The sequence below is a fragment of the Roseofilum reptotaenium CS-1145 genome (assembly GCF_028330985.1).
In the GTDB taxonomy this organism is placed as follows: domain Bacteria; phylum Cyanobacteriota; class Cyanobacteriia; order Cyanobacteriales; family Desertifilaceae; genus Roseofilum; species Roseofilum reptotaenium.
This window is the reverse complement of the sequence record NZ_JAQMUE010000088.1, coordinates 1-14,980: the sequence shown is the minus strand read 5'-3', so window position 1 is coordinate 14,980 and position 14,980 is coordinate 1. Positions and strand designations below refer to the sequence as shown.

14 protein-coding genes and 2 pseudogenes are annotated in these 14,980 nt (G+C 45.0%); 7 read left to right on the top strand and 9 right to left on the bottom strand.

Annotation, left to right across the window (positions count from 1 at the left end):
* Window positions 1–55 precede the first annotated feature (55 nt).
* Together glyA and PN466_RS19540 are read left to right on the top strand one after the other, a co-directional pair.
* The gene (gene glyA / locus PN466_RS19545; protein WP_271942725.1) at window positions 56–1,348 is read left to right on the top strand and encodes a serine hydroxymethyltransferase; all 1,293 of its coding nucleotides are present in this window, start codon (window positions 56–58) and stop codon (window positions 1,346–1,348) included.
* A gap of 185 nt (window positions 1,349–1,533) precedes the next feature.
* Window positions 1,534–2,586 (top strand): glycosyltransferase family 4 protein, encoded by a 1,053-nt coding sequence (locus PN466_RS19540; protein WP_271942724.1) that lies wholly within the window; start codon window positions 1,534–1,536, stop codon window positions 2,584–2,586.
* On the opposite strand, the gene bioF is transcribed toward PN466_RS19540, so the two are convergent.
* Genes bioF through PN466_RS19525 form a run of 3 tightly spaced genes read right to left on the bottom strand, consistent with a single transcriptional unit; the run spans window position 2,587 to window position 5,220 of the window.
* On the bottom strand, window positions 2,587–3,753 hold the full coding sequence (gene bioF, locus PN466_RS19535; RefSeq protein WP_271942721.1) for an 8-amino-7-oxononanoate synthase: 1,167 nt from the start codon (window positions 3,751–3,753) through the stop codon (window positions 2,587–2,589). It lies immediately after the preceding gene.
* A gap of 43 nt (window positions 3,754–3,796) precedes the next feature.
* Entirely contained in the window at window positions 3,797–4,567 is a 771-nt protein-coding gene (locus tag PN466_RS19530; RefSeq protein WP_271942718.1) for a pentapeptide repeat-containing protein, read from the bottom strand.
* 11 nt (window positions 4,568–4,578) lie between these two features.
* Window positions 4,579–5,220: a hypothetical protein gene (locus tag PN466_RS19525; RefSeq protein ID WP_271943186.1), complete on the bottom strand. Its 642-nt coding sequence runs from the start codon at window positions 5,218–5,220 to the stop codon at window positions 4,579–4,581.
* Window positions 5,221–5,401: 181 nt separating this feature from the next.
* Here PN466_RS19525 and PN466_RS19520 point away from each other — a divergent pair, with 181 nt between their 5' ends.
* Together PN466_RS19520 and rpsD are read left to right on the top strand one after the other, a co-directional pair.
* On the top strand, window positions 5,402–6,253 hold the full coding sequence (locus PN466_RS19520) for a bifunctional class I SAM-dependent methyltransferase/HIT family protein (RefSeq protein ID WP_271943183.1): 852 nt from the start codon (window positions 5,402–5,404) through the stop codon (window positions 6,251–6,253).
* A gap of 95 nt (window positions 6,254–6,348) precedes the next feature.
* A complete protein-coding gene (gene rpsD, locus PN466_RS19515) occupies window positions 6,349–6,957 on the top strand; it encodes a 30S ribosomal protein S4 (protein WP_271942715.1) in 609 nt (202 codons plus the stop codon).
* 80 nt (window positions 6,958–7,037) lie between these two features.
* On the opposite strand, the gene PN466_RS19510 is transcribed toward rpsD, so the two are convergent.
* The 4 genes from PN466_RS19510 to trpC all read right to left on the bottom strand — a co-directional run bounded on the left by PN466_RS19510 (window position 7,038) and on the right by trpC (window position 8,921).
* Entirely contained in the window at window positions 7,038–7,265 is a 228-nt protein-coding gene (locus PN466_RS19510; RefSeq protein ID WP_271942713.1) for a DUF7219 family protein, read from the bottom strand.
* 34 nt (window positions 7,266–7,299) lie between these two features.
* Window positions 7,300–7,497 (bottom strand): hypothetical protein, encoded by a 198-nt coding sequence (locus tag PN466_RS19505; RefSeq protein WP_271942710.1) that lies wholly within the window; start codon window positions 7,495–7,497, stop codon window positions 7,300–7,302.
* 223 nt (window positions 7,498–7,720) lie between these two features.
* Entirely contained in the window at window positions 7,721–7,960 is a 240-nt protein-coding gene (locus PN466_RS19500; protein WP_271942707.1) for a DUF5340 domain-containing protein, read from the bottom strand.
* Window positions 7,961–8,021: 61 nt separating this feature from the next.
* Window positions 8,022–8,921 carry an indole-3-glycerol phosphate synthase TrpC gene (trpC, locus tag PN466_RS19495; protein WP_271942705.1) on the bottom strand — a complete coding sequence of 300 codons (900 nt, stop codon included), beginning with the start codon at window positions 8,919–8,921 and terminating at the stop codon, window positions 8,022–8,024.
* Between the two features lie 193 nt (window positions 8,922–9,114).
* On the opposite strand from trpC, the pseudogene PN466_RS19490 reads away from it, so the two are divergent.
* Window positions 9,115–9,423 (top strand): annotated as a pseudogene (locus PN466_RS19490) (IS701 family transposase); the annotation flags it as partial.
* A gap of 25 nt (window positions 9,424–9,448) precedes the next feature.
* Here PN466_RS19490 and PN466_RS19485 read toward each other — a convergent pair.
* Together PN466_RS19485 and lpdA are read right to left on the bottom strand one after the other, a co-directional pair.
* Entirely contained in the window at window positions 9,449–12,520 is a 3,072-nt protein-coding gene (locus tag PN466_RS19485; RefSeq protein WP_271942702.1) for an ATP-binding protein, read from the bottom strand.
* 378 nt (window positions 12,521–12,898) lie between these two features.
* Window positions 12,899–14,323 (bottom strand): dihydrolipoyl dehydrogenase, encoded by a 1,425-nt coding sequence (gene lpdA / locus PN466_RS19480; protein WP_271942699.1) that lies wholly within the window; start codon window positions 14,321–14,323, stop codon window positions 12,899–12,901.
* Between the two features lie 145 nt (window positions 14,324–14,468).
* On the opposite strand from lpdA, the gene PN466_RS19475 reads away from it, so the two are divergent.
* Together PN466_RS19475 and PN466_RS19470 are read left to right on the top strand one after the other, a co-directional pair.
* The gene (locus tag PN466_RS19475; RefSeq protein WP_271942697.1) at window positions 14,469–14,702 is read left to right on the top strand and encodes a hypothetical protein; all 234 of its coding nucleotides are present in this window, start codon (window positions 14,469–14,471) and stop codon (window positions 14,700–14,702) included.
* A 29-nt stretch (window positions 14,703–14,731) separates the two neighbouring features.
* A pseudogene (locus PN466_RS19470) lies at window positions 14,732–14,980 on the top strand (Uma2 family endonuclease); the annotation flags it as partial.

The window sequence follows — 14,980 nt, the reverse complement described above, 5'->3', positions numbered from 1 at the left end:
TCCCTCTTCTTGGGACTAAACTAGATCATTGTGCCCATAAGAGGAAACACAACCCGTGAGTCAAACGAATCTATCCAACCTAGACTTGTTAAACCAAACTGACCCCACCGTTACCGAATTGCTACAGAAAGAACTGGGACGGCAGCGGGAACACTTGGAACTTATTGCCAGTGAGAACTTCGCTTCACCTGCGGTTATGGCAGCCCAAGGCTCAGTGCTGACGAATAAATATGCAGAAGGACTACCCCAAAAGCGCTATTACGGGGGCTGTGAATTTGTGGACCAAATCGAACAACTAGCCATTGACCGAGCCAAGCAGCTCTTTGGTGCGGCGAATGTCAATGTCCAACCCCATTCTGGTGCCCAAGCGAATTTTGCCGTCTTCCTCGCCCTGCTAGAACCTGGAGATACCATTTTAGGTATGGATCTCTCCCATGGTGGTCATTTAACCCATGGATCGCCAGTGAATGTCTCGGGTAAATGGTTTAAGGTTGTCCAATATGGGGTAAATCAGGAAACTGAACGCCTGGATTTTGACAAAATTCGGGAAATTGCCCTAGAGCATAAACCCAAAATGATTATCTGTGGCTATTCTGCCTACCCGAGAATTATAGACTTTGAAAAATTCCGGGCGATCGCCGATGAAATTGGAGCTTACTTACTGGCTGATATTGCCCATATTGCCGGTTTAGTTGCGACGGGACACCACCCCAACCCCCTTCCCCATTGCCATGTGGTTACCACCACCACCCACAAAACCCTGCGCGGCCCCAGGGGTGGGTTAATTATGACCAATGATAATAAATTGGGCAAAGCCTTCAATAAAGCGGTCTTCCCTGGAACCCAAGGGGGTCCCCTAGAGCATGTGATTGCGGCTAAAGCAGTAGCCTTTGGAGAAGCCTTACAACCAGCGTTTAAGGACTATTCTGGGCAAGTGATCAAAAACGCAACAGCTCTAGCCAAACAACTACAAAACCGAGGGCTGAAAATCGTTTCTGGAGGTACAGATAACCATTTAATGCTGGTGGATCTGCGCTCTGTTAACATGACCGGTAAACAGGCCGATCAATTGGTCAGTACGGTTAATATTACTGCCAATAAAAATACCGTTCCCTTCGATCCCGAATCCCCCTTTGTCACCAGTGGGCTGCGCTTAGGCTCCCCTGCAATGACCACGCGGGGCATGGGAGAAGCAGAGTTTACGGAAATTGGCAATATTATTAGTGACTTGCTCATCAATCCAGAGGATGAAGCAATTCGTCAAGAGTGTAAACAAAGAGTGGCCACTCTGTGCGATCGCTTCCCCCTCTATCCTCACCTGGAAATTCGGACTCCTGCCCTGGTGTGATGAGGGAAATAGGGAGGATGGAAAAATAGCCTATTGCCTATGACCTATTGCCTATTGCCTATTACCTATTTCCCATCCCCTTGACATCTGTAATGAATGATGTCTGAAATGTAGTAGAACCCTAGTAGACCTCCTACCTAATTAAACCCTTGACTCTGCTCTCGGTCTTATCCACAGAATTTCAGATGCCTTTACAGATGTACCATCTGATTGCCTTCATTGTCTCCACTTTGGTTGTCCTTGGGAGTACCCCCATCGTCAAGCATCTTGGCTTGAAAAGTGGGAAAGTTGATAATCCCAATGGACGCAAAGTTCACTCCCGACCTATGGTGCGCTTGGGAGGAGTTTCGATTTTTCTGGGTACGCTCACTGCTCTATTAATTGTCTGGTGGGCGGGCGGATTTGGAATTTTACCCCCCGATAAAGAATACGAAGTGTGGGGGGTAACCATTGGCGGTTTAGCCTTTTTTGCGATCGGTTTAGCCGACGATCTCTTTAGTTTGTCCCCCTTCTCCCGCTTGTTTATGCAAGTGGTGGTTGCCCTCGGTGCATGGCAGGTGGGCGTACAAATCAACTTTTTAAGCATTCCCTTGATGGGATTAGTGACTCTGCCGGATTGGCTCAGTATTCCGATTACCATTTTGTGGTTAGTGGGCATGGTCAATGCTATTAACTGGATTGATGGCTTAGATGGTTTGGCTGCCGGAGTCTGTGGTATCGCGGCAGTGGTGATGCTGATTGTGAGCTTGTTTATGGATCAATCGGCTGCTGCTTTGATTGCGGCTGCTCTAGCGGGTGGAGCGCTTGGTTTTCTCCGCTATAATTTCAATCCTGCCCAGATTTTTATGGGGGATGGGGGAGCCTATTTTATGGGCTTTACCTTGGCAGGGGTGGGCGTGATTGGATTGGTGAAAACCACAGCAGTAACGGCAGTATTGTTACCCTATCTGATCTTGGCTGTTCCCCTATTGGATATGTCAGCCGTCATTGTCGATCGCCTGCTCAATGGGCGATCGCCGTTTATCGCCGATAAGCGCCACCTCCATCACCGCCTCCTGAATGCGGGCTTATCCCATCGGTTAACGGTTTTGTTTATCTATGCCCTGACCCTCTGGGTCGGCTCTCTTGCTCTTGCTTTTTCGGGTATTCCCAGTGGCTATGGCTACGCTGCTGGTGCAACGGCTCTGTTGATCTACACCATTTGGAAAGCCAAACAACAAACGGCAAAATCGCAATAATTAACCACACTTGATCATCCCCTCAATTAATGCTTCTAGATGTTCTGGCTGATGAGTTGCCATGAGAGAAATGCGGATACGACTCGTGGGTACAGTGGGGGGGCGAATGGCAGGGACAAAAATGCCTTGAGTTTTTAAATATTCTGATAAGTCTAGAGCGTGTTGAGGATTCTCTAGGGGTAAGCAAATAATCGGGGATTCTAAGGCAATAGGGGTGAGATGAGGACAGTGACGAGCGAGGAGATCTTGGAAATACCTGATATTGTGCCAAAGCTGTTCTCGGTGCTGGGGTTCGGTTTGAATCATCTCGATCGCTGTTTGGGCGGCTGCGGTATCGGCTGGACTGAGACCGGTGGTATAAATCCAACTGGGGGCGCGGTTGCGGAGATAGTCGATCGCGACGGAACGACCGGCTACATAACCCCCTAAACTACCGATCGCTTTGCTCAGGGTTCCTACTTGGATCAGTTCAGGTTTATCCAGTTGAAAATGTTCGACTAAACCGGCTCCACTACTGCCAAAGACTCCAGTGGCATGAGCTTCGTCGATGAGCAGCATACTGTCATAGGTTTGGGCAATGTCCAATAATTGAGGTAGGGGCGCAAGATCGCCATCCATACTAAAGACGCTATCGCTGATAATGAGCGATCGCCGATAGGTCTGTCGGTATTCTTTCAGTTTTTCGGTTAACGCTTCAACATTTCCATGGCTATAGGTTAATACCGTAGCTTTACTGAGTATAGCCCCATTTTTTAAGCTGGAATGGTTATATTCATCACAAAGTATGAGATCGCGCGGCCCAGCTAGGGCAGCGATCGCTCCCAGGTTGGCTAAATATCCCGAACTGAAGACGAGAGCATCTTCTGTTTGTTTGAGTCGAGCAATAGAGGCTTCTAACTGCTGATGTAAGCCCCGATGACCACTGGTGAGCCGAGATCCGGTGCTGCCCGTACCATATTGTTCGAGAGCAGCAGTAGCGGCTTGGATTAAACGGCGATCGCCCGCTAACCCCAAATAGTTGTTACTGGCAAAATTCAGCACTTCCTGATCCTTGAGCCGGGCGATCGGTCCGGGTAAACCCTCCAAGGGTTGCACAGAGCGATACCAGTTGGCTCGATGAATGGTTTCTAAAGAGTGAGAGAGCCAAGAGTAAGGCGAGTTCGACATAAATCAATGGATGATGGGGGGATAGGGAGATGTAATCATGGATTTAGGGAAAGGATCTTTTCAGCTCTGTTGAATTCAAAATCGCTCCTTGCAAATAGGCATCCTTCAACTGAGCACGAATTAAATGAGCGCGGGTTAAATTTGTCCATCTTAAATCCGTGTGATACAAATCTGCATTCTGTAGATTTGCGCCCCATAAAAAAGCGCCTGCTAAATGAGCCTCACTTAAATTCGCTTCCCTTAAATCGGCTCGATGAAGATAAGTATTAATCAACTCGGTGTGATATAAAACCGCATTGCTCAGAACAGCTTCACTGAGGTTAGCGTCTAAACAATTGGCATAACTTAAGTTAGCACGCCGTAAATTGGTATCACTTAAATCCGCATCTTTAAGATTAGCTCTCATAAGATTCGCACCACTCAACGAAGTACCTCGCAGATTTGCCCCTTCTAAATTGGCACCGCTTAAATCCGCGCCCGTGAGATTGGCACCGCTTAAATCGGCTGTCCTTAAATCAGCGTCTTTGAACTGTGTGCCTATGGCTTGACTTTGAGTTAAGCAAGCCGAAGTTAACAGAGCACACGAGGCGATCGCCCCACTCAAAGAAGCCTGATGCAAATTCGCCCCTTCCAGTTCAGTGCGCGATAGATTTGCCCGTCGTAAATCCACACCCGCTAAATTAATTCCTCGGAGGTGATACCCGCCCAAATCTGTCTCGCTCAGATCTGGGGTAATCTCTGGATAAGCGATTTTCCACTTATGCCAGGCAGAGAAACCACGATACAATAATGCTAAATGTTCAGAATTAGCCATAAGAACTTATCTTATTCATTAGAGTGAGCAGCAGGGTTTTCTCGTCCAGAGATATTTTCAATCGAAGCCAGTGCAGCTTGAGATGCCGCCATAATATCCCGTTCTTCCCCTCCCAGATAAAGGCGACCAAAACTACCCACTGCTTGGATTTGTAAGATATTAATCAGGGCTGCTTTTTCCGACTCATTGGCAGCTAGAGCTGCATACGCTGCCGGTTGCACCTCCAAAACATAGAGCGTTTCTCCAGATAAAATCATCTGTCCCCGACGGTTACGATTAATCAATTGGGTTTGGTGGGGGTCAATATTGCGGATAATTTGGCTAGAAATCACACGCGGTTTTAGGCGATCGCGCTCTTTTACCCCTAATGCATCTAAAATTGCCTGTCCTGCTGTCCGTGTTTCCCCTTGACTACTCGAATGAATTTCCAACAATCCATAGAGCCGCTCGACAAACTGAACCGCCGGACGAACTCGCGTTGCCTTCAGTGCCACATCTGTAATCCGATTAATCTCAATCCCTGGGGAAATCTCAATCCACAGCGACGTATCTCCCGGTAGGGGCAGAAAGCCCAAAGCCACCGTACCAATATAGGCAGCGTGCTGGGGTTGGAGATTATCAATAAAAACATAGCTTCGTAATTCCGTAGCCAAAATCCAGAATACTCCCGATCGGTTTCCCTCGACATTCAATCATACAGCGGTTCGTGTTGGTAATGGCGGGATGGAGTGGGGAGGAGTGGGGAGATGGGGGGATGAGGAGACACGGGGACACGGGGACACGGAGATGGGTAAGATGTCCAATAACTTAGCACTTATTACTCATTCCCTATCCATGAAAAAGCAAACCAATAAATACAGCCATCTCACTGCAATTGACCGTAAATTCTTGTCTTTTCCAGCGCGATTTTTAGCAGAAAGAAACCTACTTCAAGGGCAGGTCTTGGACTTCGGCTGCGGATTGGGGAATGATGTTAAACTCTTATCTCAACAAGATTTCCCTATTCAAGGCTACGATCCTCATTATTTCCCTACATATCCTCAGCAGAAATTTGACACAATTATTTGCTTTTATGTTCTCAATGTTTTATTTACTCAAGAGCAGTCTAATGTAATGATGGAAGTCTCTTATCTCTTAAAACCGGGCGGAAAAGCCTATTATGCTGTCAGACGGGATATTAGAAGAGAGGGCTTTCGGCAACATTATGTACATCAAAAACCAACTTATCAATGTATTGTAAAGCTGCCATTTCAGTCGATTTATATCGATGAGTCTTGCGAAATCTATGAGTATGTTCACTATAATCATCAACGACATTCAGACAATCGCTGTATTTTTTGCAATCCGCGCAAAAGTTTAAGGTTGCTTACTGAATCGGCTACGGCCTATGCTATGTTTGACGGTTATCCGGTGAGTAAGGGACATGTCTTGATTGTGCCCAAACGTCATATTACTAATTATTTTGAGTTGCCGTTTAAGGAACAATCAGCGTGTTGGTTTATGGCGAATAAAGTGCAAGAGATATTAAGGAAAGAATTTCAGCCCGATGGGTTTAATGTGGGGATGAATGTCAATCCTGCGGCTGGTCAAAAAATGGGACATGCAACGATTCATATTATCCCTCGCTACCGAAAGGATGCAGGAGGAAATCGAGGGGGCATTCGGCATGTATTGCCAAAAAAATAAGGAGCGCTATGCAGTGGTCAGAAGTGTTGACAGTAAATTCTTATGAGGAGTATAATAGTAAGTCTGTGTAAAAATAGAAGAATAGAGGAAATTCGATGTCACGATACCGAGGCCCGCGCTTACGGGTAACCCGGCGCTTGGGGGACTTACCTGGTTTGACTCGTAAAACTCCTCGACGGGCATACCCCCCTGGTCAACATGGTCAGGCTCGGAAGAAGAAGTCAGAGTATGCTATCCGTCTAGAGGAGAAGCAAAAGTTGCGTTTTAACTATGGTTTAAGTGAAAAGCAGCTTCTGCGCTATGTGAAAAAAGCTCGTCGGATCACGGGTTCCACCGGACAAGTGCTGCTGCAACTGCTGGAAATGCGTTTGGATAATACGGTATTTCGGTTGGGCATGGCTCCTACCATTCCCGCAGCTCGCCAGTTAGTCAACCATGGGCATGTAACGGTTAATGGTCGTCCGGTGAGCATTGCCAGTTACCAGTGTAGACCGGGTGAAGAAATTGGGGTCAGAGACCGCGATCGCTCCCGTAAACTGGTAGAAGCTAACCTGCAATATCCTGGTTTAGCCAACATTCCCAGCCATTTGGAGTTTGACAAAGCCAAAATGAGCGCTAAAGTCAATGGCGTAATTCAACGCGAATGGGTCGCTCTACAAGTGAATGAGCTACTGGTTGTGGAATACTACTCTCGTCTGGTATAAACACGTCTGGTATAAACAGACCGACGCTAGACAAAGTCATTGTTGTAGGGGCGAAAAGTTTTTCGCCCCTACTTGCTTATTTAAGGTAAATCTTGAATATCTAATTCTTGACTGATGCGGTTTAAATCTTCCCACAAGTTTTTGATGCGGTTGTAGGATTCGAGAGGGCTAAGTTTGCCATTGCTCTCTAAAGCGCTGATGAAACTGACTTTTTGGGCAAATTCTTGTAAATTGGCATTAAAAACTAGATTGTCGGGGGTAAATTTACCGTGGTAATAGCTGCGGGGATATAAAAATTGTTCTTTCATCACTGGCTCCTTAACGGATGTTAAAAGATGTTTGTTATGGGGGTTGGGGATAAACCACTTGAAATTCGGATTCTTCTAAAGATAGGAGAAGGAGTTCATTGGGGTCTTCAATGGGGTTTTGGATCAGTTGCACAATCCACCGTCCTTTTGCTTCTTCGGCTTTGAGATATCCTAATGCACCGGCTGCATAATCTGGATAGAGAACCTGTACTAAAGTTCCTGGTTTTAACATGGATAGACGGTTTGCATTGACAATTATTGAACCCCTTAACCTTATTTTAACCCAATCTAGAGACAACACTATCGATCTAGATCACAATGGGAATAGAAGGGCAAACAGCAATAGATAATAAGCAATAAGAAGTATCTTATACTTATCGATTCCCCCTATTAACTATTACCCATTACCGATTGCCTATTGGCTAGTGCAAAGCGCTATATATCAGGTTTAGCCATTAGCGCTCTTCGGGAATACTTTCGTTTAGAGACCAACGATACTCTACAGGTAAGTTGGAGCGTTCGCAACTTTGTTCGAGTTGACGCTGTTGGGCAAGGGCTTTACGCAGGGTGGCAATCAGTTGGTGGACTTGCTCTCGTTGGACAGATTGGCCTTCAACGGCTACCCAAGTTTGACGCTCTAGAAGTTGTAGGAGAAGTTCATAGTGAACATGAGAGGGAACCGGAATAGGCTGCATAGTTGAGTTGATCGAGGAAAAAGAGGTGTATGAAATGGGATGGAGATCCCAGGTTGTTTGGTTATTGTAGTTGATGTTTTTCAGGAAAGAGGGTGGCGAGTGCCTCTTGGGGGTCATCTTGTTTGACTAATGATTCTCCAATAAGGACAGCTTGAGCGCCCGCAGAGGCGACAAATTGTAGGTCTGCACGGGTATGAAGTCCGGATTCACTCACCAGCAGAATATTCCGATTTTGCAGGGTTTCTCGGCGATCGTTGTAGAGGTTTTCTGTCGTTTTCAGGTCTACCGTAAAATCTTCTAAGTTGCGGTTATTAATACCAATTAATTTTACTGATTCTAAGGATAATACCCGGTCGAGTTCCTCTAGGGAGTGAACTTCAATTAAGGCAGTCATACCCAGGACATGAATGATTTTGCTAAAGTATTTCAGGTCTTGATCCGAGAGAATGGCAGCAATCAGGAGAACTGCATCGGCTCCATGAACTCGCGCTTGATAAATTTGGTACGGATAAATAATAAATTCTTTACACAAGAGGGGTAAATCAACGGCAGCGCGAACTTTAGCTAAGTTTTCAAAGCTGCCTTGAAAAAATTTCCGATCGGTTAATACAGATAAACAACTGGCTCCGCCTTGTTCGTAGGATTGGGCGATCGCCACCGGATCAAAGTTTTCCCGGATGACTCCTTTAGAGGGCGATGCTTTTTTTACTTCAGCAATGACCGCCGGTTGGGTTTTCCCCTCACGGAGTGCCGCGAGAAAATCTTTGGGGGGAGCAACCGTTTCTATGCGCCGTTTCAAGTCGCTTAATGAGACTTTTTCCCGTTGTCCTTGCACTTCCGTTTCCTTGTGCCAGACAATTTTTTCCAGAATATTGCGGGGTTCGCTACCGGGTACACTCACTTGATATTGCAGGTGAGAGATCGAAAAGGTGGGACTAGGGGGACGACGGCGAATATGCATGGAAGATTAAGGAAAAAAGACCATAAGCCCATAGTGTTGCACAGATCCTAGGAACATTGTCAAGGGAAGGAATGACTCCGACAATCCAAATGCGATATTGCCTATTGTAAAGCAAGCCTATTACCATTAATCAGGGTCTGTATAACTGCTTTGTAGTAACTCCATCATCCCTGTATCGTCAAATTCTGCGGCTAAAAGGAATTGGGTGGAGGTATTTTATCGAGAAGTGAAGGGGGGGTTGGGTTGGAGAGAAGCACAAGTGCGAGAGAAAAAGAGCTTACTGCGTCATTTTATTCTAGTTTTTTGTGCTTATACTTTTATCATTTACCATAAGTTAACGGGCGGTCTACGAAGGCAATGGGCCAATCGACCATTAAACACATTTGCAGAAGCTTTGTCAGTCATTCGTGCAGCAAGGTCTTTTCGTTTCTATAATTGGCTTCAGAAAAATTGGGACGTATTCGCCGCTCACCAAGATGATTTAGGCTGGGTTTGGCGTTGATACTTGTTTAAGTCCCGTTAGATAGCTAACTGGGGGCAGAATTAATAAGCTGGATAATCATTTTGTCTTCAAATTCAGCCGCTAAGGTGAGGATGCGATCGCAAAATCCATGATAGGTTGGATGGAGATCTTTTAACCGTTGTGCTTCTTGCTCAATGCCTACAATATCTCCGATTTTTGCCATTTTATACAACTTAACTAATTCATCACTTTTGGGAATAATGATTTCTGCTTCTTCCGTAACATTTACAGATTCTATTGATTCATAAATCCATTGCATATGGAGATACTTCTGCAAGACAATCAACAGTTTTTCCATATCCACAGGTTTTTCTAGGAAATCATTACAGCCAGCGGCGATCGCCAAATTTTGATCGTTTAGTGATACACTGGCACTAGCGGCAATAATAGGCAACTCTTGAGAATAGGACTCCCGAACTATGCGAGCGAAGTCATATCCATCCATCTCTGGCATCACAATATCTGTAATGACTAAGTCAGGATGTCCCTGCTCTACTTGTTCTAATCCCTCTCGTCCATTTGAGGCTTCAAGTATCCTAAAATGTAATGGCGTTAATACTTCCGAAACCACTACCCGATTAACTGGATAATCGTCAACAATAAGGATGGTGGTTGAATCTCCAGTATATCCGATAATTTTTCCTTGGGATAAATGAACTCCAGAGCTAACCCATTCGTCAGAAATGGGAAACTCGACTTCAAACCAGAATGTAGTGCCTATGCCTAATGTACTTTTAACCTGAATTTCACTGCCCATCATTTCGGCAATTTGACGACAAATACTTAATCCTAAACCCGTTCCTTCTGAACGTCGTGATGTAGAACCAACTTGCTCAAAGGGTAAAAATATTTTTGCCATTTGTTCTTCACTCATTCCTACACCTGTATCTTGGACGGTGAAGCAAATTTTTGCCTTATTTTCTGCTGTTCTCTGTGGGTTAGATACTGAAAAAGTTATCGTTCCTTGGTCAGTAAATTTAATCGAATTACCCAAGAGATTAAGCAATAATTGCCGCAGACGTTTTTCATCCGCTTTAATTCCTGTGGGTAAGTTTTCATCGGGAAGAAACTGGAGGGTAATCCCTTTATTTTCAGCTCGCACTCGTGCAATTTCTGACACTCCTACCAAAAAGGAAAGAAAATGTAAATCTTTAGGAAACAGCTCCATTTTTCTGGCTTCAATTTTTGCCAGGTCGAGGATATCATTAATCAGGGTTAACAAATGGGAACCGGCTTGTTCGATGACATCCACTCCCTTACGATGTTGATTAAGATCTTGGCTACGATGCATAATCTGAACATAGCCAAGAATACCATTGAGAGGAGTGCGTAGTTCGTGGCTCATATTAGCTAGAAATTCGCTTTTCGCTCGGTTGGCACTATCGGCCATTTCTTTAGCCACGTGTAATTCGAGTTCAGCATGTTTGCGAGCGCTAATATCCGTATGGGACCCCACCATCCGCAGAGGTTGACCACTGCTGTCTCGTTCTACGACTTTAGCACGAGATAAAATCCAAATATAATCTCCCTGTTTCTGTCGCATACGAAATTCCAAATGAAAGGTTTCTGTAGTGGTTTGTAAATGGTCTTGAATCACCTGTTTTGCATTCGGTAAATCTTCTGGATGAACCAAATTTTCCCATGAGGAAAATTGATTAGGAATTTCGGAGTCATCATAGCCTAACATCTTTTTCCAACGGGGAGACAAATAAACTTCATTTAAAGCAATCTTCCAGTACCAAATCCCATCATTTACACTTTCATGTACCAATTGTAAGCGTTCTTTACTCAAGCGTAAGGCTGTTGTCCGCTCTTCTACTCGTTGCTCTAGAGTATCAAAGGATTCTTTTAACTGAACTGCCATTTGATTAAAGGTTTGGGCTAAAATTTTTAATTCAGTAATATGTCCTCCCTTGACTTGCTGAGATAAATTTCCTTTAGCCATGGCTTCGGATGATTCGACTAGACGTAAAACCGGTTGAGAAATCCAACGAGACGTATAAATTCCTAAGAGTGTTGCTATCCCTAATGCAGCGAAACAAAGCCAAATAGTTGTCCGGGTATTGGTATTGATTTGCCTCATGAAATCGGATTCTGGAACCACAATCACAATCAACCAATCTAACCCAAACTCATCTTGATAAGGAATTACATCTACAAAGTTTCGTTCTCCCTCAATCTTGAAAAACAGTTGTTCGCCTTGACTAATATTCGATAAATCACCAAAATTACCGGTTAAGAAATGGGTCGTTTCTTGGGTCATGAAATCTTGACTATTCGTTGCCATCAAGCGTTTTAACTCCTCCTTTCCAGTAGAAGGTAGAAAAAGGGCTTCTTCAGTTGAAGTTGCAACTAAAAATCCAGATCGTTCTAAAATAAATGCTTGTCCAGACTGACCAATTTTCAACTGACTAAGGAATTGGTTAATATCCAATAAGATCAGATTGGTACCAATCACTCCTTTCAACTGATTTTCTTGGTCATAAATAGGAGTTCCAATGGTAAGAGCTAAACGAGGATATGTAAAGTAAGTATAAATATTACTCCAAGTCGATCGTTCTTGAGTTGCAGGAGCAACATACCAAGGACGAAGACGGGGATCGTAGTCTGGATTGGAATGCAATAATTCTTCGGTTCGTCTACCTTGCTTATCGGTTGCATAGGTGTTCATGGCATAACCGGTTAAAGTATCGGAAATATCAATATTAAAGCCGCCTTCATGCAGCCGCTCCCATCCATAAAATTCTCCCTCTTCATTACCTACTAGGATATAGCTTACACTGGGAAAATTATGAATTTGTTTCCAGAAATAGCGTTCCATACTGCGAGGATTGTCTATATTCAGGTAACCTAAATCTATGGCATCTAAAATATTTTGATTCACCAGATAAGGGGTGCGTAAATAACTCTTCAGGTGTTGTTGAATGCGATCGCCGGTTTCTCGCTGTAACTGAGTAACCAAATTTTCTACGGTTTTTTGCCCATTGCGTAATGAGAGCCATCCTGTCAATCCGACAACCGTAAAAATCTGGATGACAAAGGGAACAATTAAAACTAAATGCAGATTGACTTTCATATCCAGTCTCCTATGTAACGGGAGGACTTCCGATTGTCTTCAGCTTAGTAAGTAGAGGTTAAGGTTGAATTATGGCGTAGTGTAGTTGAGCGTAACCTACTTTACTAATAGTCTAGATAATTGGAGGTTCTATTTACCCGTTAATATGATATCAAATTTTTAAATGTTTGCTACAAGCTCTCCCTGAGAGACAATTGGCTTAGAGCCAATAGTTAAGTGCAGCATTGTTGGGGAGAGGGATTTTCTAGACAGGAAAGGGAGAGAGTACTTCTAAAATGCTATATTCTCTAGGTAACGTTTAAGGCTAGGAAATTAGTAGAGAAATGGTCAGGTGAGTATCAACTCTCCTAAGCATTTCTCCCAAACATAAGGTACTATTTAACCGACTGCGCGCTTGTACGCTTCATCAAGAACTTCTGAGAGCGTCGGATGGGTATGGACTAAATGAGCAAGGGTGTGGACAGATTCCCGTTTCGCGATCGCTGCGGATGCTTCATGGATCAAATCTGCCGCATGGGGGCCGATAATGTGAACGCCGAGAACTTCCCCATTATCCTTACGGTAGATCAATTTAGCCATTCCTTCCGTCTCGCCTTCGGCGATCGCCTTAGAATTCCCCTTAAAATAAGAGCGAGCAGTAGCAATCTCAAAGCCTTCCGTTTCAGCAAGTTCCTTCGCTTGCGGTTCGCTCAATCCCACGTAACTAATTTCCGGGTGAGTAAACGCCGCCGCTGGAATCGAGCGATAATCAATGGTACGCGGACGATCGCACATATTTTCCACTGCCACAATTCCTTGAGCCGAAGCAGCATGGGCTAACATCATCTTACCCGTCGCATCCCCGATCGCCCAAAGATGGGGAACCTTTTCCCCAGCCGACAATACCGCCATCGTATCGTCAACGGGAATAAAACCGCGTCGATCCAACTCTACTCCCACCGATTCTAATCCCATATTCTTCGCTGTAGGAACACGTCCCGTTGCCACCAAGCAAGCATCCACTTCTAAAACTTCTTTAACTTCCTTCGTCTTTGCATCCGCCAACTCAATTGTTACCGGAGATCCAGGCGTAACTTTCATCGCCAACATCCCCACACGAGTTTCAATATCACGAGGAGAAATGAGAACCCGTTGCGCTTGTTTAGCAATATCGGGATCGAACGTTGGCATCAACTTATCCAACGCTTCAATGAGCGTCACCTCACACCCCAGCGCCGTATACACATCCGTAAACTCTAAACCAATATAGCCACTGCCAATGACTGCAATCCAGGGGGGCAAAGACTCCAAACGCACCGAATCATCGCTGGTAAACACCGTTTTACCATCAATTTGAATTCCTGGGGGCACAAAGGGAACCGAACCCGGAGCCACAATAATATCCTTGGCGGTAAACGTCTTCAAGTCTCCCTCATTTTCCACCGTCACCTTCTGGGGAGCTGCTACCTTACCCCAACCGCGTAGAATATCAACCTTCAGCCGTTTGAGACTATTCGTCAGGTCAGATTGGATTTTATCGACTAAAGTATTGGCATGATCGGCGATCGCTTGACGCTCAAAACTCACGCCACCCACTTGAATCCCCAAATCCTTCAAATGATCCGCATCCTGTAATTCCCGCACTCGTCCAGAAGCCGCTAACAGAGCTTTAGAAGGGATGCATCCTCGGTTAACACAGGTTCCCCCCATATCTGCTGCTTCTACAATTGCCGTTTTCAGCCCACAACTCACAGCATGGAGAGCTGCCCCATGTCCACCGACTCCAGCACCAATAATGATCAAATCGTAATCAAACTCGCTCATGTTTTGCTCCGGCTTCTGTAATTCACTAACTCGTTTGACCTTGATTTTACAACGCTTCGGGGTTCAGACGATTCAGTGAGTTATAACAGAAGAAAAACTTAAGTATGGTGGCATCAACCGAACCTAGCGTATTCTTTTTACCCTTATGAATCAACATCCACAAGACCCCCACACCCATGCCGAACAACAATTTCAGCACTCCCTGCATCAATTGGGAGAAACCCTAAAAACCGGTAAAATTCCCCAATCTTCTGCCCAAAAGTCCGACCCCTTGAGTAAGCATCAGTTTCAAGAACCAGAGGCTATTGATGAGGCTACCCTAGAGGAAGCAGCAGCGGACATAGAAGAGTTTATGAAGCAACTATCAGAAGATGAATAGTCCCATAGTCCCTTAACCTCCAGCCAACCATGAACCCAACTTCCCTAAAAAGTCCCATTATTTACCCCGAACCCGATGGAGCGCCCATGGCTGAAAGCGATCCCGCTCGCGATTACCTGGTTTATGGCGTAGAATCCCTGAGATTCTACTTCCAAAATCGTTCCGATGTTTACGTTTCCGGTAATCTCTGGTTCTCCTACGAGCAAGGAGTTCCCGATGCCGTGGTTTGTCCCGATGTCTTCGTTGTCTTTGGGGTTGAAAACCGTCCCCGCAGAAGT